At 34.9% G+C, this 24,887-nt stretch carries 20 protein-coding genes; 4 read left to right on the top strand and 16 right to left on the bottom strand.

Annotation, left to right across the window (positions count from 1 at the left end; genetic code table 11):
• Nucleotides 1-14: 14 nt before the first annotated feature.
• From AABK36_RS20900 to AABK36_RS20880, 5 genes are all read right to left on the bottom strand, one after another.
• On the bottom strand, nt 15-722 hold the full coding sequence (locus AABK36_RS20900; RefSeq protein ID WP_309940454.1) for an SLATT domain-containing protein: 708 nt from the start codon (nt 720-722) through the stop codon (nt 15-17).
• Nucleotides 715-3,453, bottom strand: coding sequence for an amidohydrolase family protein (locus AABK36_RS20895; protein WP_309940455.1), 2,739 nt, complete (start codon nt 3,451-3,453; stop codon nt 715-717). Before AABK36_RS20895 ends, AABK36_RS20900 begins: the two co-directional genes overlap by 8 nt.
• On the bottom strand, nt 3,453-6,341 hold the full coding sequence (locus AABK36_RS20890) for a hypothetical protein (RefSeq protein ID WP_309940456.1): 2,889 nt from the start codon (nt 6,339-6,341) through the stop codon (nt 3,453-3,455). The genes AABK36_RS20895 and AABK36_RS20890 overlap by 1 nt, the downstream gene beginning before the upstream one ends.
• Nucleotides 6,342-6,522: 181 nt before the next feature.
• Complete coding sequence (locus AABK36_RS20885; RefSeq protein WP_309940458.1) at nt 6,523-7,278, bottom strand: hypothetical protein; 756 nt, start codon at nt 7,276-7,278, stop codon at nt 6,523-6,525.
• 4 nt (nt 7,279-7,282) lie between these two features.
• Nucleotides 7,283-7,807 (bottom strand): hypothetical protein, encoded by a 525-nt coding sequence (locus AABK36_RS20880; protein WP_309940460.1) that lies wholly within the window; start codon nt 7,805-7,807, stop codon nt 7,283-7,285.
• A 588-nt stretch (nt 7,808-8,395) separates the two neighbouring features.
• On the opposite strand from AABK36_RS20880, the gene AABK36_RS20875 reads away from it, so the two are divergent.
• Together AABK36_RS20875 and AABK36_RS20870 are read left to right on the top strand one after the other, a co-directional pair.
• Nucleotides 8,396-9,670 (top strand): energy transducer TonB, encoded by a 1,275-nt coding sequence (locus AABK36_RS20875; protein WP_338390342.1) that lies wholly within the window; start codon nt 8,396-8,398, stop codon nt 9,668-9,670.
• Nucleotides 9,671-9,766: 96 nt separating this feature from the next.
• Complete coding sequence (locus tag AABK36_RS20870) at nt 9,767-10,222, top strand: NUDIX domain-containing protein (protein ID WP_309940464.1); 456 nt, start codon at nt 9,767-9,769, stop codon at nt 10,220-10,222.
• Nucleotides 10,223-10,238: 16 nt separating this feature from the next.
• On the opposite strand, the gene AABK36_RS20865 is transcribed toward AABK36_RS20870, so the two are convergent.
• The 11 genes from AABK36_RS20865 to AABK36_RS20815 form a co-directional block, all read right to left on the bottom strand.
• Nucleotides 10,239-11,840, bottom strand: a complete 1,602-nt coding sequence (locus tag AABK36_RS20865) for a hypothetical protein (protein WP_309940467.1) — start codon at nt 11,838-11,840, stop codon at nt 10,239-10,241.
• A 215-nt stretch (nt 11,841-12,055) separates the two neighbouring features.
• Entirely contained in the window at nt 12,056-13,519 is a 1,464-nt protein-coding gene (locus AABK36_RS20860; protein WP_309940468.1) for a protein kinase family protein, read from the bottom strand.
• 202 nt (nt 13,520-13,721) lie between these two features.
• Complete coding sequence (locus tag AABK36_RS20855; protein WP_309940471.1) at nt 13,722-15,695, bottom strand: DUF4932 domain-containing protein; 1,974 nt, start codon at nt 15,693-15,695, stop codon at nt 13,722-13,724.
• Between the two features lie 97 nt (nt 15,696-15,792).
• Nucleotides 15,793-16,527 (bottom strand): class I SAM-dependent DNA methyltransferase, encoded by a 735-nt coding sequence (locus AABK36_RS20850; RefSeq protein ID WP_309940473.1) that lies wholly within the window; start codon nt 16,525-16,527, stop codon nt 15,793-15,795.
• 162 nt (nt 16,528-16,689) lie between these two features.
• Nucleotides 16,690-17,220, bottom strand: coding sequence for a hypothetical protein (locus AABK36_RS20845; RefSeq protein WP_309940475.1), 531 nt, complete (start codon nt 17,218-17,220; stop codon nt 16,690-16,692).
• A 234-nt stretch (nt 17,221-17,454) separates the two neighbouring features.
• Entirely contained in the window at nt 17,455-18,180 is a 726-nt protein-coding gene (locus tag AABK36_RS20840) for a phosphodiester glycosidase family protein (protein ID WP_309940478.1), read from the bottom strand.
• Between the two features lie 73 nt (nt 18,181-18,253).
• Nucleotides 18,254-18,763: a hypothetical protein gene (locus AABK36_RS20835; RefSeq protein WP_309940480.1), complete on the bottom strand. Its 510-nt coding sequence runs from the start codon at nt 18,761-18,763 to the stop codon at nt 18,254-18,256.
• A complete protein-coding gene (locus AABK36_RS20830) occupies nt 18,764-19,672 on the bottom strand; it encodes a helix-turn-helix domain-containing protein (protein ID WP_309940482.1) in 909 nt (302 codons plus the stop codon).
• Nucleotides 19,673-19,694: 22 nt separating this feature from the next.
• On the bottom strand, nt 19,695-20,564 hold the full coding sequence (locus AABK36_RS20825; RefSeq protein WP_309940484.1) for an SDR family oxidoreductase: 870 nt from the start codon (nt 20,562-20,564) through the stop codon (nt 19,695-19,697).
• Between the two features lie 9 nt (nt 20,565-20,573).
• Entirely contained in the window at nt 20,574-21,008 is a 435-nt protein-coding gene (locus AABK36_RS20820; RefSeq protein WP_309940486.1) for a DUF2147 domain-containing protein, read from the bottom strand.
• A 197-nt stretch (nt 21,009-21,205) separates the two neighbouring features.
• On the bottom strand, nt 21,206-22,342 hold the full coding sequence (locus AABK36_RS20815) for a DUF6695 family protein (RefSeq protein ID WP_309940488.1): 1,137 nt from the start codon (nt 22,340-22,342) through the stop codon (nt 21,206-21,208).
• 382 nt (nt 22,343-22,724) lie between these two features.
• Between AABK36_RS20815 and AABK36_RS20810 the strand changes: the two genes are divergently transcribed.
• Nucleotides 22,725-23,540 (top strand): SDR family oxidoreductase, encoded by an 816-nt coding sequence (locus AABK36_RS20810; RefSeq protein ID WP_309940490.1) that lies wholly within the window; start codon nt 22,725-22,727, stop codon nt 23,538-23,540.
• 312 nt (nt 23,541-23,852) lie between these two features.
• Nucleotides 23,853-24,746: a helix-turn-helix domain-containing protein gene (locus AABK36_RS20805; RefSeq protein WP_309940492.1), complete on the top strand. Its 894-nt coding sequence runs from the start codon at nt 23,853-23,855 to the stop codon at nt 24,744-24,746.
• Nucleotides 24,747-24,887 lie beyond the last annotated feature (141 nt).

Raw genomic sequence — 24,887 nt, 5'->3', positions numbered from 1 at the left:
TATTTCAAAACCTTTTAGTCTCCAATCTTTTCCTTTATATTATTTCGATCACTAATATTTTTATCCAAAATATCAAGTTGCATTTTAAAACTTTTAATCCATTCTTCCGTCTCTTCAACAACTATTTTTTGACCTTCAATTAAAGTATCTCTAGAAATTTTCAAAACTTCTGCTTCTATAAATGTCGTGTAATATCTATTTTCATTTATTGATAATGAAACTTTATTTATATATTGAGATTTTAGCTTTTCCAAAGCTTGTTGTGTTCTTAAAAATCTTAGCCAACCAGCAGAATAATTATTAAAATCATCCCACAACTTCATGATTCCTGCTATCGCAAAAGCTACGTATCCTATTGCAATAGATTCTTCAACCAAAAATTTCACAAATTCAAATGAATTACCACTCTTTGTGAAATAGTCATGATCCTTGAGTAAATTTGCTATGATAGGCAATAAAATTCCTATACTTAAAAACTCCAACATTCCACGTCTTAAGCTTAAGCTCCAAAAACGCTTTTGTGCCAAACGTTTTTTATACCAACTTATCTGACTTTCGATAAATTCTAATACAGGATTATAGACTTCATTATACACTTTCTCATCAAGATTACTCTTAATAAAACTCTCACCCGTACTTTCATCAGCAGATGTTTTTTTCGAAAACTTACTTACTATCCACCTACCTATCCATTTCAGCACCTCCCAAATAAAACTAAACATACTTTACTCCTTTCTTAAAACTTTGTTCAATGCCCATCTTTCTCACACGATCCAAATAATCGTAGATCTGATCAGGACTGTATTTTCTATTGCCATGTTGGTCTTTCATTTTTTCCATGGCCTTGGCCATCAGCGCGTATTCATTTTCCAGATAAGTGCCGAATACGCCTTGATCATCCGTATTGATGGAAATGAACAATTGCGGATGATCATAATCATTATTGGTAAGCCCTCGATTATAAAATGTCAGCATCGGATGCTGATCATACTTTTCAAAGGGCCCGATCAATTGATTCGAGGATGGATTGCATTCAATCCCGATCTGAAGATCTTCAATCTTGTAGCGCATAGCTTTCTGTAAAGCATCAATCACCTCTGCGTATCCTTCAGGCACTACAAAATCTGTCATCTCAAATCCTATTCTTTTAACATCAGCATTATAATGATAATGATGATAAAGCGCTCTGACTTTTTTATCTTTTCTCAATGTCATCAGGTCATCATACATATATTTATTAGCATCACCACCCTGACAATCATTCATTGCACAGCTCTCCCAAAACGTAATATTATTTCTGACTTTAAATTCGTCAGTAATTAAATAATACAACTCAGGATCATCACCTCTTAATTTCCATGCAGAATAAAACAACTGATAATCGATAGTCTCTTCAAATGTATCCCTGTATATCTCTCTGAGTAATGAAGTATAATAATGCTCCAGCTCTGAGATAATTCGATATGAAATCTTAAGATCATATTTTTTCTGCTGGGTCAAGAGCCAAGCGATATTATCCAACAAATCATGCTTGGGCAATACGATGCTGCCTCTTTTTAATCGATAAAAATCTAAGGCATTCACTCCAAGAGCCAAAGCATGCCCAAGTCGATCCCCTTGGCGAAGATTTAAAAACCGAATTGCCTCTTCGATATACCGCAAGCCATCAACCAAGTCAAAAAAATCTTCTCCCGCATGAAATGTAGCTCTTAGAAATGGCAAAGGTTTGTAATCCGGATCAATGTTCTTCCATTGATTGGACGGTCGATGCTTTTTTAGAAATCTAAATGCCTGAGCAAACATCTCAGGCCTGCAAGCTATCTCTGTGTTAGCCGAGTCTATGCCCAATATACGATGTCTTACCGAAGAAGAACTTTCTCTGAGATTGACCAATGCCTGAGCTTGTTTCTTGACTATTTTTCTTTGATCGAAATTTCGACATTGTGAGATTTGAGATATTTTGCAAGGCTTCAGCTTATCGGATTGTTTTATGAAATGTAGCGTATAGAAAAAATCATCTTTATCAAATGAATTAGTCAGCTTATCACTCTTATGATTTTCAATTTTTTCCAACAACTCCCTATCAATATCTAATTCCTCAGCAAGCTGTTTTAACAACGTTATCTTTTTATCCTCTCCATTTTTTTTCTGATCATATTTTGCTGTAGCAAATCGATCAATCTTTTCTATTTCCTTAAGAAGCTCAACCAAAGTATCTTTGGGAGCTATACGCGTTTCAAAACTTTTGATTTCTTGCGAACCAAATGATGAACTCATCGCCATCCTTACCATGGCTCGTTCATAATAACTTCCATCAGGCAAGAAGCATTTTTTTCTATCTTGATAATCCGCAAAATTCTGAAAACCTATACGCTGATTTGTTTGTATAAATTCTCTTCTTAATTCTTTCTTGATCAAAAGGTACAGGTAAAAATAATCCTGCCACTTCTCCTCACATCCTCTGAATATCTCTGTAAATTTATCGTACAAAAATTCTCTTTCTCCAGTCAACATAAAATTCTGAGGCTGACTGCATGAGCTTTCACCTTTTCTTAATAAATAGTCAGGTTTTGAAAACTTCAAACCAGCATCTTTACCGGGTGAATTTTGAAAATCAAATGCTGAATGCTTTCTTTCTGATATCATCTGCTGAATCTTACCCAATCGACGATCAAAATCTTCAGCATTATGTATCCATTTTAATTTTTCTAGATCATAATCTGATGTGGTGTCAGATAAAACCAAACGTATCAAAGAAGCCATTCTCACTTTGGTAATCAATGAAAGTGAAGAATAATCGCTCATACTTGAAATCTTAAGCTCAGACTTTCTGCCCCCACTTTTTTCAAAGAACCAATCAAAATTGTCTCTAAAATGACTCTTGTGTTCTGCAACCAAATTCATCAAAGCCATCCATGACAATTCAAAATGAGGAGCGGATCCATATAAATGAAAATGATTCTCAGCCACTCCCTGTTCCAACATCTTCGTCAGTCTGACATTATCAGTCCCGATCACCGGACGCCAAGAAAAATCCTGCGCAACTTTCTTACGTTCAAGATTTTTGGAAGCCATGAATGCTGTCGTAAAAACATCTTCCCCCAGATCATGAGAAGTTTCTCTCCAACGCAACAAATGCTCATAAGCCACTACTGGAAAACCGTCTTTTTCCTTCAATGAAATATCAACAAAGTTCTTAAGCGCAAAAAAAACACTATACTTTTCATCATTTACTTTTCCATAACGCTCTTTGTATAAATGAAAAAGATTTCTGACTTCATCTTGCGTATAATGGCGCATGGAATCAGAGCCAAGCCTGATAAAATCCTCTTTCGAAAAATCCTGAACATATATTTTTGATGAATAACACTCATTATTGCTAATCTTCAACCAAAGATCATCAGCACTTTGCTCCTTGAATAAAATGCTGAGTGTGGAGCGGAGGTTATTCATTAATGAATTACTTCAACGTTTTCAAAAGCTTTTATAAAGTCTTTCTTAAATTTAGCAACATCTGATCTCTTTAAAATAAATAAAAATATACTTAAATTATCACTTAAAACTTTTCTAACTTCTTCATTAAAACACATAAAAATTTCATTCCATTTATTTAAAGCTGATGCTTTTGTAATTTTTTTTGATAGAAGATATTGTACTTTTTCATAACTTCTTATATCTAACATAGCAGAATGTAATGCATTTATTATGTTCTGCATTAATAATGAATAAGTATAGTTTTTTGCATCTAAGTTAACATCTTTATCTTCTGCAGTTTGATTATCTATTTTTGATTCAAGTTCTAAATTATTGTATATATTATTAAAATCTTCTAAAGATTCATTATTTAAAAATGGAATCTCATTTAGTTCTATAAAATAAATTTTTTCCTTAATAAAAGAATTTTGTCGTAATACTTCATCAAAAGATGTACATATTTTTTTACCTAGCTTTTTCAAAAAACTAGAATAATTATCATCCCTGAATTCAACTTTATTCTTTATCATTTCATCCATCCAATAACTAAATAATTCAGCTGAATGAAAAGGAATATATAATTTATCATTATTAATAGTGATTCTATACGGCTTATGAACAATTGATCTTATAGCAAATAAATCTATTGTAAATTTTTTATTTCCTAATTTTAATCCCACATCCTTTTCCTTAGGAATATCATAGATAAAATCATTATAGTAACCTTTTGCATCTTGCCTATAGTCAAGATTATTTTCAATAGTTCCATCATTACTATTTGTCAGACCTCCTGAATGAATTGTAAAACTTTCTAAATAAGAAACTGAATGACTATAATCTGAACCTTTTACATTAAAAAACCTTATTCTTTCTAAAGGCCTTGGTAATATATTATTTGATTCATAGCAAAATGGATATTTACAAAGAGTTTTTATTGCTTCAAAATTTCTCTTTACTAAAAACTTTTGATAAGAAATAGTGTATAAAGTTTTAAGAGCAAATTTAAAATATCTCAATTCTTCCACTGGTCGATACTTTGTCAATACAGATAAGTAATAATAAACATCGCCCATTGACATATTATAAGCCTTATTCTCTTTTGAAATTAGCTGAGTAAATGTTTTGAGCTTTTTATCTTTTTCAACTTTGAAAAACCTCGTAGGAATCGTTCTTGTTTCCTGTTCGTCTTTGTCTTCAGATTTATCCAATTGAAAGAAATAATTCTCAATCTCCGTAATAATCCAATGGTTTTTCAATTCATAATGAACATTTCTAAATTTCTGAACGATATCAATCAGTTCAGGGCCAATTTTATCTTGCACCCATTCTTTGCAAAGGTAGTCTTCGAATTTATTAATGTGAGCTAGCTTTAAGTCTATAGCATCTTTATTAGGCTTAAGAATTTCTAAATGTTGATTTAAAACTTCTTCAGTAACTCTGTTTATTCCCTGATCATAATATCTTTCAAAGATCTTCTTTATTAATTTTTTAAATCTATCTACATCATAGATAAATTTAGAATTTAACTGTAAATCATCTTTAATGTGATTAAATAAAGGATTTAAAAACTGATCTTCAGCTACTTTAATTACTTCTTCTTTAGTTTCTATTGTCTCATTCTTTTCATTTTTAAATTCAACATTCAAAAGATCAGAAGGTAAATCATTATGATTTAGCAAGTTTCTAATTAAGTCTTCTTTCTTATCATTTATTCCAAGCGTTGGCATCCCATCCAAAAAGTTTAACAAATGATGAAGACCTCTCAAATTTTCTGGCACTAAATAATGCTTTCCGTATTTAGGTTTCAAAAAAATTAGATTCGTTTTCTCATTAATTAACTTCAAAATAGTTTCCTCAATCGTCATATAACGATTTTCACCGTTTTCATCTGTAAATTTCCCGAAAACCTCCCTCTCCTTATCGGCGATATTTTTCAATAAAATCAATTGCTTTTCTTTAGAAACTATTCTCATCTCTGGCATATACAATCGCCTATCCAATGGAATTAATTTTTCTAAATATCGTTCAGCCATTTGATTAGGATCTTCATCCAAATCTTTACCAGAAAGCTTTTTCTTATCTGCAAATTGTTTCCAGTAGCCTTGCTCGACCGCTTCATGCATCTGGTCCATTTTGACTGCCATAAGGATAATAACATTATCCGTTTGCATGTATTTTCTGACTTGCTCTGCCATTTCATAAGCTTTGGTGATATTGAGATCAAAATCATCGATAGCAACTACCAAGAACTTTCTATCCTCGTAAAAACTGAGAAAATCCTCAACCAATTTCCTAAAATTCTGCTTAAGTTTAGTTCCCGAACTAAGAGCTGATAAAGCTTCCAAATACTCTCCATTAAGGGCATCGTCAATTCGGTGTATCGTTCGAAGATTTTTATATACCTCTTCAAAAGATTTTAGAACCTCACGTTTTTTTTCTTGAGAAGTTTTATGGTCACTATCCAGTCTCTCTTTAAAATCATGAAACATATTGGCCAATACCACTTCCATAATATTATCATCTCCTTCCATCAAGGTAGGGTCAATAGTCGGAAGTGTATGAAATACATGCTCGGATATTTTCTGATCAATCGTATTCCGATCTTTTAATGCATGCTTTACTGATAACATAGCTGAAGACTTTCCCGTCCCTCTTTCTCCACAAAAAGCAATAATATTATTCATATACTCACTGCTTCTCTTATTGCCTTTCCTGCCTTCTCTGTTTTTTTCGATTATTTTACTGATATGATTTTCAGCAGATTCATAAATTGACTTGAAAAATTTCGCACCTTTATATTTTTTATCTTTTTCAATGACAACTTTATAAGATTCATTAAGATCAATGGTAAGTATATTGTCAGTCATGTTGTAGTTATGTTAGCAGTTTGAAATAAAATTATTCTGAGATTGGGATTAAAAATAATGAAAAATCAAAAAATAGCACATGATTTTATTTAATAAAAAAGCAGTTTGAGAAAATTCCCAAACTGCTCTTCTTCTAAACCTTAACAACCATATAAGATTCCAAGCCTATTCACTCGCCTTGTCAACTTGCTTTTTCAACTTCAATAAGCTCAAGAGCCATATCAATATCGATAACCAACTGATCTATGATTTTTTTAGTTGTTTCCGATACATTTTCGCTTACATTAACCATAAAATCAAATTCCAAGCTTTTGGGACTCTCTATAATATTGGAAGGATATTTTGGAGAATGGCGCATGCTATAATTTTTTTTAAATACTTCCTCTCCTTCCTTATTTTTCAATACCGCTTCCACCACTGTTTTATTCACTGAGCGGTTGATTCCATAATCATAATTCATATAGAACAGAAAGTGCGAGTGATGATAATTATACCTTGAGCTAATATCGCATTTTTTTATCGTCAAAGATAAATCATATTCAGAGCTATATTGCTCGCTTTTATCATGATATTGAGCCAAAGCCGTTCTTTCCGCTTGTTTTTGCAATGATTTGGTATAAAACTCCTTTAATGTTGGAGCAAAAAGATTGTTGCCTGATTTTATAGACATGCTATAATCTATATAACTGCCTATCAAAAAGTATAGTCGAGGACCTTTATTTCTTTTCACTGTCGTAAGGGTTTTCATCCTGCTATTGTCAGTGATAAGAAAATCTATATGCACATCTGATTTATCTGGTTTTCGCTCAGTGTCATGAATATAATACAGACGATTAGGAGTCAATTTATTTAATCTGCTTTGAACACCTTTAGCTCCTTTGCATGAAGCAAAAACAACACAGATAATTATAAAAAAATACAATAGAGATTTATTCATTTTCCTAAAGATTATAATTGGCCATTTTAATTCGGTTCTTAACTACTTCTGCGTAATGCTCGATATCATCATGTTTTTCCAATACATCCAGATAAACAGGCACAACACTATTTCCCTTGCCTTTGACTCTAAAAGATGTCTCGTATATTATATCCGTTAAAATCAAATCTCTCAGATAAGCCAACTCTTCTCCCTTGTACTGCAACAGGTATTTTTTTGAATCGTTGAAATGCTTTTTCATAAAAAAATTCATGCCCGTAAAAAACAACTGATAATCATCGGCACCTTGTTCTTGAAGATACTTAATAGCTGTTTTATATCCTTTTTTCTGATAAAGGCTTATCGTCTGATTCAATACAGGGTCTTCCATGCTTTTTTTAGCAAAAAAAATGACTCTATTAAGCTCTTTCCCTTCGCTATAATAATGAATAAAATGACCATTGCTAGTCGCCTGAACTCTTTGGACGACTTTCTTTCGATACTTGGAAATATCGGATTTCTTTGATGTCACCTGATACTTTTTCGTCATACAGGAACTAAATATCAGCGCTATAAAAATGCACCGTAGAGAGTAGTAAAAATTTATCATACCAATTTTTAATTATTGTGATATATACTCAAAAATCACATTATAAATACTTATATATCATTGATTAGTATTAATATAGATAAATTTAAATACTAAATTACCCCACAAAGACATTTAAATAATATTTAATTATCATATTAGTTTTATAATTGTACTCAAACAAAAATTCATAGACATGCAATTGATACAATTCAATAGCTAACAGTAATTATTTAAACAAGACCTTCATTTCAAGAAATGAATATTTGTACAATTATTAATCAAACTCCCTTTATCTCATTTTGCTAGTTCTCAAATATGCTATGAAACTTAAAACGCTAACGATATTTAAAAAAATAATAGGATCACAAGTCCCATAAACTAAAATAGTTCGCATTATAAATGCGAATCAGCATGAAGTCCCTCAAACAGCATATTATTCTAATTAGATAATTATAATAAGAACAAATACAATTACTAAATAATACTATTAAAATGATTTATATTGCATAAAACCCTCAAAACAAACAAATGAAGCATGTGATATTTATGATTTTGATACTGTTAAGTATCCAAAGTCATGGACAAATCGGTCAGCGACCCCACGTAACTATTCGAAAAGTATACGCAATTGAGAAAAAATTGTCTCATGATTATTACGATCTAAACTTATTGGTAGACGTACTCAACAATACTGAAGAAACGATCGAATTTGACTTTACTCACATCACTTTGGAAGTCGGAAATTCCTACAATTCTCCGACAAGAGTGCTAAATGCCAAAAAAGACAAAAACAACCATGATACAAGTCCTTCAATTAGAGAAATAATGGCAGCTGCCAACGCTCCCTTTACCATCGATATATCCAAACCTAATCCCAATAATATGAGAGTTGACCTTATGGGACGAAAAACTACTCTCAAGCCTGGAAAAAAAGACTCAAGACTTCTTGTATACAAAACCACATCAAAAAATGTAAATAAAAGAGTCCTTGTTGCCAATAAGTATTTTATCTCGCTCAATCATAAAAGCGCTGATGAAATGAAGATTTATTTGGATGAGAATAAAAAACCCGTTGATAATCAAAAGATCGCCAAATACTATCGAATTATCGGCAAGCAAAGCGGAATGTGGTTGGTAACAGACTATTTTACATCAAACAACAAAGTTCATTCGCAATTCACAGCCTTCCAACTGTTTCCAATCATAAAGCATGGACAGCAAATAATCTACAATGAAAATGGCCAAGTAGTCAATAGTTCCCAATACTATTACGGACGCCTCAGCGGAAAGGAAGAAGCCTATTACGACAATGGACAGAAAAAATACATCTACAATCACAAAAAAGACGGCCAAATCCACTGCCAACAATATTGGGCAAAAGATGGCAAGTCTTTAATTACAGAAGGCAATGGAATCATCAAGGAGCGCATTGATGAAAATACGGTCGAAGTCTCAATCTTCGAAAAAAATATATGCACAAAACGCTATATCAAAACCGCAGGCGAGAAAATCTATGACATCACTGATACAAAAGCGCAATATCTTGGTGGCATGCAAGCTTTTTATAAAAAATTCGATAATACATTCGACTACCCTCTCGATGCCAGACAAAAAGGCACACAGGGCACAGCAACGCTCAAAATCGTAATCGGTCCTAATGATAAAATCATTAGCACAAGTCTTGAAACTGAACTTGGTGACGATTTTATTGAAAATACCGTTTGGGCTATGAAAGGCATAAAAAAATGGGAAGCCGGTACCGTTGATGGTGAAAAAGTGAACACATTATTGACTATACCTCTCGTATTTTTCATCAAATAATGATTATCGAAATCGAAAAACTGCTCAGCAAGGTGTTGCCATTTGCCGAGCTGTTGTTTTGGTAATTTGAAAATTTTAATTCACATAAAATAACTAATGACATTAAGCGCTGGGATACTCGTATATCGATTGAAGGACCAAATGGAAGTAATGCTTCTAAAACCCGGAGGTCCTTTTTACAAAAATCAGGACATTGGAGTGTGGACTATTCCAAAAGGAGAAATCCATAATAATGAATCTCCATATGAAGCCGCGATAAGGGAATTTCAAGAAGAAACCGGCTTTGTTACTGACCAAAAACCATCGCACTTCATCGACATCAAACTGCGCAAAGGGAAAAGCTTATCGGTCTTTGTATTGCAAGAGAGTTTTGACATTTCGAAAATTAAATCAAATTCATTTGCTATGGAATACCCTAAAGGCTCTGGGAAAACAGAAAACTTTCCTGAGATTGAAAAAGGTAAATGGGTGAGCCTTGATGAAGCATTAATTCACATACATTCTAAACAAAAAACCATCATCGAACGATTTGTCGATGCGATAGATAAATAATCTAAATTAAGATTCTCTAGGGATAGACCTCATCTTCTTCAACCATTTCCTCGATTGTGAAGCTTTTACTCTTCAAATCAAATGTATGAATGAACCTTTGTCCCCAACATGATTCCGGAACATTGATATTCGTCCAAAACACAATAGAGTCATTATTAAATTCTTTCACAGAATAATTAAAAAAGTAGCTTTTACTATAGAAATCATTATCCATATATGGCTTGAAATCATCCTTATAAATATTAGTATTCAAAATTACTTCATCCTCTGTTTCAATTACTAAATTCACAAAATAATTCCTATACCTATACTTATAGGTCACACTATCATCTTCAAGCATTTGCTCTATATAAGAACTATCCAATGCAGTCTTTTTAATTGTAATCAAATATTCAGCTATTTCTTCTATAGAAACACTTTCATCCAACTCTCCAAGCTCTGGGAAGTAGCGTATTTCAAGACCATTAGTCAACTCTAACTTATTTAGAGTATTTTTCCAAAGCGTCCGAATATCTATAGAAGTGCTATACTGAGGAATATTCTTTCCATCAAAGATATAAAGTCCCCAAAGCCCAACGGTATCATTGTCAATCAAGAATTCTTTCCCGCTTTCTGAAATAAACTTAAAATACCTCGACTCAGTCTGTTGATATGCAACTCCCTTTTTCTCCAAAAATTGTTCTGCTTCATGCTTATAGTAAACCACATCGTCAATAATCGTATTGTACAAATCTTCATTGTAATTAGCTTGCAACTTCTGAATCGTATGCTTGTCTGGATTGGTAAAATAAACCGAAGGTTCAGTAACCCATAGAGTATCCACATTTTGAGTCTGGAACTTTAATTTTTCAGGAATAATCTTTACTTCAAAATAATAATCTTCACCATAAACTGGGAAACCGTCATTATCTGACCTATACTGATTAATATTGATCAAGAATTTTTCATCGTCTAGCCTAACGACATCTCTAGCTGTAAAGTCATCCCAACGCAATCTAAATACCTCTCCGAGTTTATACTCATGTTCATTGAATATCAAAAGATCATTGTCTCTAAGCGAATCATCAATAATGTCATTATAAGTAATAAAGGCGTTTGAAGAAATCTCATAGAAGTTTGGCTCTATTACTTTAGGCACTCCACGATTCAAATCATAGATTATGTAAGTAAAACCATTGTAATCAATTTCAAAAAGCAACATATTCATTTTAGAAGAATACCCTTTGAACTTATAAATCAACCGGTTTTCCATACCATAAACAGAATTTAACGTGTCAATCTTGCCATTTTCACTCATGATAGCAAAACTTCCCTTTTCATATTCCGTCAAAAGTTTCTCTGGAACACTCTTTTCAAAAGTATTCAACTGGATATTTTTTGATGTTTTAAAGTCATATTCACTAATCTGTTTGAAAATAAATTTGCTTTTGCCCAATATTGTGTCTTCAGGAAAAGCATTTTCCACTTTTTTATAATTTCTTAAATACCTCTTTGATAAATTTAATTTAGCCTCTTTCTCTGTTAAACTCTGACGTTTAGAGTTTTCCTCTACGCTTTTTCGTTCAAACTGACTCTCTGAAGTACCCCTAGAACTACAACTTACTAGGAATAACAACATAACTATCAAGAAATTGAAGAATATTCTAATACACATAAGAGTCAATAGATTTATTAATTACAAATTAAAATAAAATTTATAACAAATAAATAAGATTTTAAAATACATTTAAATGGAATCACGAATAAATCAGATTAAAAAATAATTTAATCATAAAATATCTAAAGTGGATTTTTATTATGTTTATCACAGATAGTTTTGAAAGGCATTATAAATCACCTCCTAAACCCAAACAAACCACCTTTCTTTCCTGCGTTTTTATTGACAATTTGCTTTTTGCGCTTTTCAAAATCAGACTTGAGCTTGTCGAAGCTTCTCTTGTCCTGATAAGGCGCCACTAACTGCAAAATATTTCTCAATATCCCCAACACTTCCGGGCTGGATGTGGAGCACACAAGTTCGTCGACAAACTTTGGATCTCTGGTTTTGGATACGACATGTATAAAAGCATCCGTTGCTCCCAAATCTATTTCTTTGGGATTCATACTCACTTCCCAAAGCTCGGCAAACTGCTTCTCAACAAAAGAAGCCATCGGAGACCTTTCTACAATTCGCGGATTCAAAATATCCAAACACTGCAAAACGGATGATGACAATGTTTTCAATGACTTTTCAAGATAAACAGCCCTGCTACGCGCGTTTTCCTTTTCTTCCGCAAATGGATTAATCGGCTCGCTTGATTTCTCCAACGGATTGTCCTTGCCTGCATCTTGCCATTCGGACGTTTGTTTGAACTTCGCTCTTTCCTTAGGCGAATAATCTCCGCCAAAAGCCTTCAGGGAATCTTCTTCGGCCTTCGCATCCAAAACATATTTGGTGGATTTGACTGGCTTGAAATTGCATGTATCCCAACTGCCTGAAAAATTGCTGTTTTCGCTTTCCTCTAATGGTTTTCCAACTTTATGCGGTTCTTGCTTGAAAATAGCATACTTCTGATTCATCAATGACGAAGAATTATCGATCAAGTTCAATCCACCTGTTTCCACATCAAAAAGCATATTGCCAGGATTGAAGTCTCCCGCCAAGATTCTATCGGAATTCCCTATCAGCAAATCAATCATGGCCAAAGCTCCCATCATTTGGGAGAAATAAAACGGAACGCTTTCCGGACAATCCAACTCAGGCGGACGATTAAATGGATCTAAATCATATGGCACACCACTCACTTTCTTCATAAGCAAAAGGTTCTCGCCTTTATATGATTTTAACTGCTCCAATACATCAGCGCTTTCGGCATCGTGGGAAGCCATATTGAAACGCTCCATCGCTCTAGTCAGTTCACTGTATTCCTGCGAATACCTTGCCATCATCAACATCTGAGGCGCATCCAAATGATCAACTCCAAGCTGATTGATAAATGTGCCCCAAACATATTCCTTTTCCAAGGCATGCCCATTCTCATCCAATTTGGCGACATAATTCACTCCGGAATAATCTTCGAAAAAAAAGACAAATCCTTGCGTGCCTTGACTTGCCTTCTTAACAGAAGACACCATGAACAGTGAAGGGGACAATATCGCTTGCAATGGAGTCAGGCTTGAATGACTGGGAGGGGCTTTTCCAATCGCTCCAGCACCTGCCGATGATTTATCAGCGCGCTTCCTGCTTTTCATCTCATTGCAATACATACATGATAAACCAACCCAAATCAAATAGGTTGACACTTCGCCTATTTTCATTGAAATCTCATAAGAATTTCCAGTATAAAGCAAGTAAAAACTGACAAACGCTTATTCCATTTGAAAAAATGTTTATCACGATTAGTTTCTTATGGTTTTCTTACTCATCCTCCTTTGTGTTCACCCCAAAGTGAAATAAAATGGCATAAAATTCAATCGTGATTATACCTAATGGTCGCTAATTACTTACAAACAATCTTACTCAAAATCTCAAGACCGAATAATCATATGGCTTATAATTTCCGCTTCTCAAGGGAATAAGATCTTTCATAATATGAAAATGGACACCATCTCTAGCGACAGTTTCAGATTCTATGAAGTTCTCTTTATTGGCGGAATATACTATTTTTAAACTCTTCGATTTGTTATCCGGATTAACCCAGCTAGATGTGAGCACAATATCATCATCATCATAAACTCTGTCCGCAACAAAGCCCCCATTAGCCAACATTTTAAATGGAAGCTTTTCAGCTATCGAACTGATGTAAGCATTATTCTTCGCATTCCCATAAGTCAAAATGTTGTAATCCGACAAATCCTTTTCAAGAGCTTCTTCGCCGGAAACAATCTCAGTATCGCTAAAAAACTTATTTCTCAAATCAACAATATATTCTTCAAAGCTGACCAACTCCTTCCAATAGTATAAATTCGGGACTCCCTTAAAAGCGTTTTTTGACCTGAAAAATACCGTAAGACCATCTTCGTCTATAAACTTTTCAAATTTATGAATCGCTTTTGGTTCAGTCCATTTATTCTCATCGCCATCGTACCAAGATGCAGATGAAATTCCCAACAAATCATCTGTTTGAAATCCTTTGCCATTATTAAAAATCATATTGACTTTGCTCTCTCCATCAATATGCATATAATACCAACCGTTGACAGCCTCGTGCATCTGATTGCCCGGCCATTCCACCTTATTTGAAATGTCAACCTGATCAACCGATTCGGGAACGACAATGATCAAATCAGCATACATATTTTTATTTGCATCGATATAAGTAGGCGTCTCAAGCATCTTCTCTTCCAATTGGCTAAAAAGCTTCTGTCCATATCCCTTAGGCAAACTTGCCAATCGCTGTCCAATAGCAATTACAACCTCTTCAAAACTCATCTCTGGATCTTGTTCATACTTTTCCAGCTCTTCCAAAAACACATCTATATAAATAAAAGCCGAGGCTTTCTCCAAGTCATAAAAATACAATCGCGAAATCTCTTTGCCGTATTTTCTTTCAGCCATGCGCACGGTAACCGCCCTTACAAGATGCTCAGTCATGCAGGTAATCCAATCAGGATAGGCCTGAACATTCATGGGCATTTCAATAGGCTTGAACAAGCTCTCCGATTTCACGAACAAATCCCCATGCTTGTAAATGTAAGTATTTCCCAGTGTGTGGCTGAATTCATGCCAGAATAAATTATGCGTTGTGAATTTGTCAAACTGAGGCCATTGCGAGTTGCATTCCATCAAGGTGTTGGGATTGATCAAAGCAACATATTCTTGCGTTTTCCCGTGAGTATCGGACAAACGAACCCCAAAATTCCCTGCTCCATTAATACTAAGCATCAACTTCATTTGCATCTCAAGATCATTCACTCTGAAATAATCAATCAAGGATTGTCTTTCATCACTCTTTTCAAACACGTCTACCAATCTGGAAATCGATTTTTGATAATACTTCTGGTTCGAATGGTAAAAGCTGTTAAAGTTCGATTGCTTTTGAATTTGTCGGAGCAAATCAGACAGTTCATTTAGATCCTTTTTTGGAATTTCGCCCAATTCGTCACTGAATAAATTGTCATTCCACTGCATATTATCATCCAGTGACAATACAAACTGCACAGGCATTGCCACATCTCCTTTAAATATCCGTTTGTGCATATTCGCATATTCTTGCATTAGCTCATCCAAACCCTCTTGATCAAACCAATCAAGAATCCTGAGCTTATAATCCTCTTGCAAAGCAGGTAAAGAGGTAGAGACTTTGGAAATCATGTTTAAAATATCCATAAACTCTACTCTTGGATCAACAGTAATCATCAAATCATAGTATTCAACTTCCGTTTTATCAACTCGCTTTTCATTCACTATTTCATTCGCACCCAAAGCTTGCCGGCCAAAACACGACAAAGCAAAAAGTAAAAAGATGCAGGATCGTAAAAAAACTACTTTCATAGATATGGTTAAGTTTCGGTTAAAAAACTTATTTTACCACATTTTTTATTTCTAAAAAATTAGTATGATCATGACAATTAATGATTGTTATTAGATATTATCTTTTTGACATTCTAATGATCATAACTGGAGGAAATTTCGAAAAGAAACCATTCACTTCTTTTGCAAAAACAGGTTCTGCAAAACCTGAAACCACAAGTCCATGATCAAAACCCAAGTTCATATAATAACTGATAGGTCGATGAAAATAATATTGCTCTATTTTCTGCGACGGTATAGCTATACCTTTTGAAGTACTATTTGCCATATAATCGCTTAACTCTAAGTTTCCATTTTCCTTGGTTTGGGCAAATTCAGAATTAAAACAAGGGTGCTGGATAGAGAAAACAAAACTACCCTTGTCAGTCATCAAATCAGCAACATTCTCAAACAAGCATTCGATATTCGGCATATCCATAAACACCATATTGGAAACAAGGCCATCATACTCTACATTCTTTAGCTTACTCAAATCAGATGAAGAAGTAGCATCAAGCACCATGTATTTAATATGCTCAGTATTGTATTTTTTCGCTTTCTCAATATTCTCTCCCGAAAAATCAAACGCAGTCACTTCCACTCCCTTTCGAGCCATTCTTCTGGCAAACAATCCATTACCGCAACCAATATCCAAAAGCCTTTCACCCGTTTTCATGCCCAACAAACGTTCGGTTTCCGGGGCTATAAGCTCTTTATGCCATTGATTTCCTTCATCTCCCATATGCTGATCCCACTCTTCGGCATTGATGTCCCAAATATGCTTATTTTCATTGTTCACCTCGCTTTGTTTCATCTTGTAATCTTTTTGTTGCGCTATTTAGTAAATCGAAAGGCATTCGACATGTTTGACAATATGCCATGACTCTAAGTCCAAAAAATTAAAATCGATATTTCCAGTGTAAAATAAAACACATTGGAAATACCGATCATCGTTTATTCTAAACGCTTTTATAAGCTAAAATATTCTATAGCCAATCTTGCATTCGAGATGCGGGAGAAAATCATTATCAGCATAAATAAAATTACTGCCATCAATATAATTACGCATAATGCCGACACCTGCCTTTCCTTCTATAAAGAATTTTGATTTCAGAATTGATCTGCGAATACCCCAACCAGCTACAAATGCATAAGTTCTCTCATCTGACATATCGTTCGTATAAACTCCATCTGCATAAATGAAATTATAACCTCTCTTTGCATTGTCTTCTCTTTTCAATTTATTATATGTGAATTTTCCTTCAATTCCTGCCGCGATAGTAGCTTCGCTTTGACCTCTAAAGTCTGGAACTATATCAAAAAAACCGCCAACAGAAAATTTAGAATTTAAAACTCTTTCATAGCCCAAGCCAATGCCAAGACCATAATAGCTATTTTCTAATAATACCGTACTTTCATTAAGTCTGACTGTGAATTCATTTTTCTGAGCGGAAACAATACTGTTGGCAAAAAAAATTAGTGCAATAAGGGTGATTAAACTCTTCATGTAATTAATATATTTCAAGGTTAAAATAAATTATTGCACGAATATATAAATATCAAAACCCTACTAAAACAACAAAATCACCAAATAATTTAATTTCACACTATTTAACTTTTACACCAATCAGCAGAATCAAAAAGACATACAATTATATTAAACAGATCAAAAATATCATTTAAAAGAATAATCAATTTTGCAAAGATCTTTTCGATTACTAATTAAAAATCAAGACTGAAACTATTCTACCTCTGCTATAATAACACCAAAATCGCCATCAATTTGTTCCCAATTGGACTTTGAAGCAAAAGTTCTTGACACATAACCATCCAAATACAGTGCATTATCGCATCCCTTCTGTTTAAACAAAGTTGCCAAATCATAAAAGTTAACTTTGTCTTTAGACATGGCGAAAAGCGCATTTCCATTTGGAAGTATCCCTACTCCATTGCGAATATGCACATTAGCGGAACCTTTCATTAGCTTCTTATGATACTCTCCATTTATCAACAACATCGGCCCCGATTGAGTAGCAAATTCAATGGTGGAATCCAATTCAAAATCATGGGTTGAAACTATTTCAGCTTTGCCCTCTTTTTTTAGATAAAAAACGCCATTAGGCTGCATATAAAAATTGCCATAGCCATCCTCACAAGTATCCAGATTTTGCTTAACAGTCCCATCTTCCACATACAATCCTTGCGGCTTTCGCTTGCTGTCATACATTCCTCCATTAACAGCAAAAATCAACTTCTCGCCATTTTCAGACAAATGCTTCCTCAAATTTCCAAGAGATTCAAAACGTCGGCCGTTTCCGTCTTTCCAATAAAATTTCAACTTCCCAGATTTCGGAATTGCCTCATGCAAAACAAAAAGGTCTTCGTCAACCTTATGCTCAACCCGATCAAATGATACTATACAAAAGCTAAAAACAACTAAAAGAGCGAAGAAAAAAGATCGTTGCATACACTATACTTGATATCAATAAAATCAAACTATTCATCAACAAATAAATAGTTAATTCGAATAAATACCAAATCTAGATTTCAAACTGTTTCAAAGCACTTTTAATATGCTCTAAATAAATATCCGCTCGTTCTGCGGCGAAGTGATCAATAAAATAAGCCATCAATCCTATCACCATCAATGACAAGCTTACCGCTTTCCATGTTGGGGAACCCAAAAGAAAAAATAAAATAGCTCCTCCCACGACACAGATAAAAGCTCCTGGGTATGTATATTTGAAAATCTCGTCAAAACCTTCCACCCGTTCTTTTTCCTCCATCAAAAATCTATGTTCATCGAGTTTCCATTCCTTTTCCAAGGCAACGATACGTTTTTTATTCATCATAATTCCAGAAATACCGGTAATCAAAGGAATGCAACCGACTACAAGCAACGGCACTATCAAAGCTTTAGCGAACGGGGTTTCGCCAAATTTCCAAAACAACAAACTGCAAATAACAATTAAGCCTCCGCAAGCCGCCGTAATTCCTGCTTCAAGAATTTCTCCTTTTGTCCAATTAATCGTGTATTGTATAAATTCCATTTAACCAATGTTTCTGTATGAAATAGGCGTCATGCCCGTTTTCTTTTTAAACAATCGACTGAAGTATTGCGAATACTCAAAACCAAGCTCGTAAGCGATTTCAGAAATACTCATATTAGTATTCAGCAATTTGGTCTTTGCCATCTCAATCACTTTAAAATGAACATGCTCCAAAATACTCCTGTCCGTTGATTTTTTAATCAGCTCGTTTAGATAATTTGACGAATAGTTTAGTTCATCCGCAAAATACTGAACTGTAGGCAAACCGAGTTGTTTCTGTTTGTCCTCATCAAAATAGGTTTCCAATAGCTCGGTAAACTTGGCGATCAGCCCCACATCAAACCGCTTGCGCGTTATGAACTGGCGGTTATAAAATCTTTTGGAGTAATTCAACAACAGTTCTAGGTTCGAAACCATCACTTCTTCGCTGTATTCGTCAAGGTGCGAATCCAATTCAATCTGCATTTTTTTTATTATTGAATCTATGATCTCTTTTTCTCTTTCAGAGATATGCAAGGCTTCATTGGATTGATAATTAAAGAAGCCATAATCTTTCATTTTCTTTTCCAAAGAAAAACTTCGGATCAAATCCGCATGAAAAAACAAAGACCAGCCTTTGTCCACTTGAATATCCTGAGCATCAGAAAACTGTACTACCTGGCCCGGCGCAAGATATATCAAAGACCCTTCTTGGTAATCGTATTTCTCTCTGCCGTATTTAAGAAAACCATTTTTATCACTCTTCAAGGTTATCTGATAGAAATCGCAAATTACCTTGCAAGGAGGCAATTGAGCTTGCAAAGGAGTTTTGGAATAATCTATAAGCGTTATCAAAGGGTGTTTAGGCGCCGGCAAGTTTATAAGTTTGAACATTTCCGACAAAGTCATGATTTTTAAGAAATCTGTCATTTCATCCCACTATTAATCATTATCAAAATCCTATATGCTCAAGAGACATTTTCCAAACTTTGTCTACTAACTCATTGTCCAATGCCTCAGGGTTTGGATCTCTTACAGCGTCCTCATACACGTATTTGCCGCTTACTCCTTCATATTCATCTGACAAAGCCAAGCGCAATATTCTATCTCCTCCTACCTCAGGCTTGGAGGCGAAAAAAAACATATACGGAACTCCGATAATCAGCTCCCAGCCTTTTAGACTTCTTAGTAGATTCGTTTTTATAAATCCAGGATTCAAAGCATTGACTGTGACTCCCGAACCTTCCAATTCCTTGGCCATTTTTCTTGTGCACATATTCATCGCCAATTTCGCTTGAGTATATGACCTAAATGTGCTCCATTTATTTTTTAATGGAATATCGTCTAACTGGATATGTCCGTATTTTTCAGTCGCGGAAGATAAATTTACAATGCGAGCCGGAGCTGAAGCTTTCATTCTATCCAACAAAAGGTTGTTTAATAAAAATGGAGCAAGATGATTTACAGCCCAGCTCATTTCGTAGCCATCTTCTGTGATTACTCTTTCACCTGCATTCATCCCCGCGCAATTGATCAAAACATCTATCTTTGGGCAATGCTCCAAAATTAATTCAGCCGCTTTTCTAATACTCTTTTGAGAAGCCAAGTCGCATGGAATGTACATTACGCTTTCCTTTTCAGCTATGGAATTCAACTCGGCAACGACTTTCATCGTTTTTTCCTTGCTTCTACCAAGCAACATAATCGTAGCTCCCATACCAGCTAGCTTCTGAGCGGCAGCTTTTCCCATGCCGTCTGTTCCTCCTGTAAAAACTATTGTCTTTCCAGTCAGATCCTTATTCAAATAACTCTTATTTTTCATAATTTATCATTATTTGATTCGAAACCATTTAGTCGTTTGCCCCATAGTAGGAAGCCCCAAATAGCCGCGCAGGTGCAAAATATCATCTTCAAACCACACATAACACTTGTATGTCTTTCCATTGGAGGAATTATATATTCTGCCATTGACATATTCATCGCCGTCAAAAGTCAAGCCTTTCAAATACGTAATTCCTACAATATCTCTGCTTCGAAGATTCGGATCAGGGTTTTTCACATCCTTCTTGGAAGTAACACCGTCTTTTTCCACAATGTCCTTGCCCCATAATAATTTGCCGCAATATTCTTCGCCACATTTGAAAACCTCCATTTTTGCGGTTTTATCCTTGATCTCCCATACACCCAATATTTCATCAACCTTGTCTTGAGCGAAAATATTCACACTGCTGAATAGAAATAATAAGAACACAACTAATTTTTTCATAAGCTTCTTTTTGAAATAACCATAGCACAAAGATCGGTGATTTTATAAAGTCAACTGTATACTATACACAGAGTCTTGAATACAATACACAGATCAAACTCTTGGACACAAAAAAAGATTCGCGTCCACCACACGAATCTTCAGATTTATTACTAATATGAAATTTTTAAAATATTAATTGGAAGTCAGCTACTTTGTCATGAAAGAAGCTGAGACTGCGAAACATATCTTTTAGCTTTTTTGACTCTTTGCAAGATAATTTCTTCATCATCCTGAATAAGCGTGCACTTTCTGAAGTGCGATGGATATGTTACAGTGAAGGGCTCTTCCACATCCAAATCTTGCTTGGTCTTAAACACTGACTTGAAAACGCATTCTCCCAATGCATTATAATGTGCGATTAAATAAAAGCCATCTTTTTGTGTAGGTTTGACATCAAACCACCCTCCTGAGCCAAAACCTCCCAGCCATTGCCAGTTTTCACCAATTTCATACTCCGCGTTCTTAGGAGCGGACAAAGTGCCTTTCTCGCTCAAAGGTTGATGCCCTTTGCCCCAGTCGAAAATGATATCTCTTTGAATCTTGTCAAGATCTTTATTCGATTGGAATATTTCGTCTTCATTGACTACAAAATAATTATCCAAAGAATTCGCGGCGTCCACATTTCCAAGCCCCGAAGGTGTGATATGATATAGTTTGCGAACTTTCTTTTGCAATTCCTCATCCATTATACCATGATACATGGCACCAGTAACAAATCGAGCGCAATTGCTTCCATTTTTAACAAAAGGCCCGTATTCCAAAAGCTCCTCTTCTTCTATAATCTTGATATACTCTTTCACCCTTTCGTAATTCACTTCGGTGCTTAGTGAAGCATACAGATCACCAATGCCCTTGGTTTTCTCAGGATGATCATACAGCCACTGCAAGAGCTCTTCAACATTCACCAGCTCATCGCCTTTCCACCTTGGCTTAACATCTATTTTTGTCTCGGGATCCGAAGCCCTGCTCCTCATTCGAGAATATCCTTCGGGAGTTATATATCTTCCAAAATCATAATATTCAAATTCTTTGCTGCCATTTTTGACAAGCACCATCGCCGCATGTCCAGCGCGTATGCTTCCTTTCTTTCCCATCCCTATCAGGGGAAGCAAATTGGAATAAAAAGCCTCAGTGGTTCTCACAACCTCTTCAGGATAAGCCAAAACAATGAGGATCGCGTTATCCGTCTTGATAGTACGAGACTTGACAATGGGGAAGCTGCAAGTGGACTTGCACGCGCTAAGGAAAGGGATGAAAAACATTAAAAGTACAGTATAATGCAGTTTGAACATGAATTATGATTTTTAATTTACACAATCTACTTCACTTCATCAAAGCTTAATGCTGCTGACTTTGAATAAAACACCGTTGAACATGACTTGAATAATTTCTATAGGCACTTTAGTCAATGCATAAAAAATTTTCTCAAACAGCGGTTTTATTCTCAAAGACATTATATAAAAACTAAGAGAAATCAATACAATGGGAACGGATTGACTTTTTATTTATTCTAAATAGCATGTGAAAATTTTATAAAATTTTCAAGATTTCAAAAATTCAAACTTTGAACATATGTCAAAAACCGTGATATGTATACAAATATCCTTGTTTTGTATACAAAATTAGAAAAGCAAATCTCTAGCTTTGAATTACACCAAATAAGGAATAAGCTTAATGAACAAAACAATTTTAATAACTGGCAGCAGCACAGGTATAGGGAAAGCTGTTGCCAGGCACTTTCATGCGCATGGTTGGAATGTAGTGGCAACCATGCGCTCTCCTGAAAATGAAAACGAGCTTAACGTCTTGGACAATGTTTTGGTCACTAGACTGGACGTACTGGATTTGGAATCGATTGATCAAGCTGTAAATGCCGGAATAGAAAAATTCGGAAAGATAGACGTTTTGCTCAACAATGCTGGATACGGAGCTTATGGACCATTGGAAGCATTTCCTAAAGAAAATATCGTTCGTCAATTCAACACCAATGTGATTGGATTATTGGATACCACAAGAGCTGTATTGCCTCATTTTAGAAAAAACAAAAACGGAACAATCATCAATGTTTCATCTATTGGAGGGCAAATGACATTTCCGTTAGGGTCGCTTTACCATGGGACAAAATTCGCAGTGGAAGGAATCTCGGAAGCCTTAGCTTTTGAGCTTAACGATATCGGCATCAACGTAAAAATCATTGAGCCGGGAATTATTGACACTGATTTTTCGGGAAGGTCTTTTGATTTTCAAAACGATCCAAAACTCGAAGAATATCAAGGAGTTGTTTCACAGGTAATGCAAGCATTTGGTGGAATGGGCAGTCAATCGTCAAAACCGGAGCTTGTCGCCGAAATAATATTCGAAGCGGCGAATGACAAGTCCAATAAAATGCGCTACAGAGCAGGCGAAGACGCTCAGCAATTATTGACCGCTCGAAAATCAACAGATGAAGATGAATTCATTCAAAACATCAAGAATCAGTTTCAACTATAAATTCTCTGAAAAGTCGAGACTCGGTATCTGAATTCAAGATAAAAATCTCATTATTTCATCCTTAACTATATACATTGAACCTATCTCTTCAATGCTCTAGACCAATACTCCCCTCCTTCTTAACTCGGGGAAGTATTTTCTTTACTATTTCTGTTTGACTGATCTTTAAGCAAAAGGCAAACATCCTTTTTCCGTCAATAAATAATACGACAAATTCATCAAACAAAATTATTCTTTGGAATCAACACAAATCCAATCAATTCATACGTTAAGATTTTACCCAAAAGAATTAATAAGCCACATCAAAGCAATATGCATATAGAAATCGAATCCATAAACCAAGTCCATGAGTCTCTAGAACTTGACAAGCCCCAAAATCCTCTGATTACTGTCATTGACATGAAGGACTATAAAGTTAAAAAAGAGTGGATCAATCAAAAATATGTCAATACTCTCTATAGCATTTCAATGAAAGATGGAAGCTGTGGCTTGGAATACGGCCGAAACACTTACGACTTCGCTGATGGTGTCATGAGCTTCATGGCTCCCGGCCAAGTATTCTCGTTCTCCAACAAAGACAATGCGACCGGCTGGATGCTACTGTTTCATCCTGAATTAATTCGCAACACTTTGTTAGGCGATAAAATTCATCAGTACAATTTCTTTTCCTATGATGTCCATGAAGCATTGCATTTGTCTGCCGATGAGCAAAAAACTGTCACGGACTGCATGAGAATCGTCGAAAACGAAGCGGTATCACGCATCGACAAGCATAGCAATAGCGTCATTGTCTCTGGACTGGAGTTTTTGCTGAATTTCTGCAATAGATTTTACGAACGCCAATTCAATACCCGGTCCTCAGAAAACAGAGATGTATTGACTAAAGTGGAAGGCTTGTTGAAAACGTATTACCATATGGACATACTTTCCAAATCCGGATTGCCAACGGTAGCATTTTTAGCTGAAAAAATCAATTTATCGCCAGGGTATCTAAGCGATTTGCTGAAATCAGAAACCGGCAAAACCGCCAAAGAGCATATCGACTTTTACTTGATCAACAAAGCAAAATTCAAATTGCTCAACAGCGCGTCCTCCATAAGTGAAATTGCCTATGACTTGGGTTTTGAATACCCGCAACACTTCAGCAAACTTTTTAAAAACAAAACAGGCTATTCCCCTAAAGAATTTCGAACAAACTTAAATTAACTATCAAAAGGTCTTCCTTTCTACCCTACTGATACATCTGAGATGATCACTTAGTTAAAAAATACGCATATCGCATTTTGAAGGCGATTTTTTACATGTTTTTTAAAAATTTCGTTAAAAATAATCGATTTGTAATCGACT

This window comes from Aureibacter tunicatorum, assembly GCF_036492635.1.
Lineage (GTDB): Bacteria > Bacteroidota > Bacteroidia > Cytophagales > Cyclobacteriaceae > Aureibacter > Aureibacter tunicatorum.
The sequence above is the reverse complement of the archived record's forward strand: the minus strand, read 5'-3'. Positions and strand labels throughout refer to the sequence as shown.

What these genes read in the sequence shown, in the direction of transcription:
- AABK36_RS20900 (WP_309940454.1), bottom strand. Translation starts at nt 722, where the DNA reads ATGTTTAGTTTTATTTGGGAGGTGCTGAAATGGATAGGTAGGTGGATA.
- AABK36_RS20895 (WP_309940455.1), bottom strand. Translation starts at nt 3,453, where the DNA reads ATGAATAACCTCCGCTCCACACTCAGCATTTTATTCAAGGAGCAAAGT.
- AABK36_RS20890 (WP_309940456.1), bottom strand. Translation starts at nt 6,341, where the DNA reads ATGACTGACAATATACTTACCATTGATCTTAATGAATCTTATAAAGTT.
- AABK36_RS20885 (WP_309940458.1), bottom strand. Translation starts at nt 7,278, where the DNA reads ATGAATAAATCTCTATTGTATTTTTTTATAATTATCTGTGTTGTTTTT.
- AABK36_RS20880 (WP_309940460.1), bottom strand. Translation starts at nt 7,807, where the DNA reads ATGACGAAAAAGTATCAGGTGACATCAAAGAAATCCGATATTTCCAAG.
- AABK36_RS20875 (WP_338390342.1), top strand. Translation starts at nt 8,396, where the DNA reads ATGATTTTGATACTGTTAAGTATCCAAAGTCATGGACAAATCGGTCAG.
- AABK36_RS20870 (WP_309940464.1), top strand. Translation starts at nt 9,767, where the DNA reads ATGACATTAAGCGCTGGGATACTCGTATATCGATTGAAGGACCAAATG.
- AABK36_RS20865 (WP_309940467.1), bottom strand. Translation starts at nt 11,840, where the DNA reads ATGTTGTTATTCCTAGTAAGTTGTAGTTCTAGGGGTACTTCAGAGAGT.
- AABK36_RS20860 (WP_309940468.1), bottom strand. Translation starts at nt 13,519, where the DNA reads ATGAAAATAGGCGAAGTGTCAACCTATTTGATTTGGGTTGGTTTATCA.
- AABK36_RS20855 (WP_309940471.1), bottom strand. Translation starts at nt 15,695, where the DNA reads ATGAAAGTAGTTTTTTTACGATCCTGCATCTTTTTACTTTTTGCTTTG.
- AABK36_RS20850 (WP_309940473.1), bottom strand. Translation starts at nt 16,527, where the DNA reads ATGAAACAAAGCGAGGTGAACAATGAAAATAAGCATATTTGGGACATC.
- AABK36_RS20845 (WP_309940475.1), bottom strand. Translation starts at nt 17,220, where the DNA reads ATGAAGAGTTTAATCACCCTTATTGCACTAATTTTTTTTGCCAACAGT.
- AABK36_RS20840 (WP_309940478.1), bottom strand. Translation starts at nt 18,180, where the DNA reads ATGCAACGATCTTTTTTCTTCGCTCTTTTAGTTGTTTTTAGCTTTTGT.
- AABK36_RS20835 (WP_309940480.1), bottom strand. Translation starts at nt 18,763, where the DNA reads ATGGAATTTATACAATACACGATTAATTGGACAAAAGGAGAAATTCTT.
- AABK36_RS20830 (WP_309940482.1), bottom strand. Translation starts at nt 19,672, where the DNA reads ATGACAGATTTCTTAAAAATCATGACTTTGTCGGAAATGTTCAAACTT.
- AABK36_RS20825 (WP_309940484.1), bottom strand. Translation starts at nt 20,564, where the DNA reads ATGAAAAATAAGAGTTATTTGAATAAGGATCTGACTGGAAAGACAATA.
- AABK36_RS20820 (WP_309940486.1), bottom strand. Translation starts at nt 21,008, where the DNA reads ATGAAAAAATTAGTTGTGTTCTTATTATTTCTATTCAGCAGTGTGAAT.
- AABK36_RS20815 (WP_309940488.1), bottom strand. Translation starts at nt 22,342, where the DNA reads ATGTTCAAACTGCATTATACTGTACTTTTAATGTTTTTCATCCCTTTC.
- AABK36_RS20810 (WP_309940490.1), top strand. Translation starts at nt 22,725, where the DNA reads ATGAACAAAACAATTTTAATAACTGGCAGCAGCACAGGTATAGGGAAA.
- AABK36_RS20805 (WP_309940492.1), top strand. Translation starts at nt 23,853, where the DNA reads ATGCATATAGAAATCGAATCCATAAACCAAGTCCATGAGTCTCTAGAA.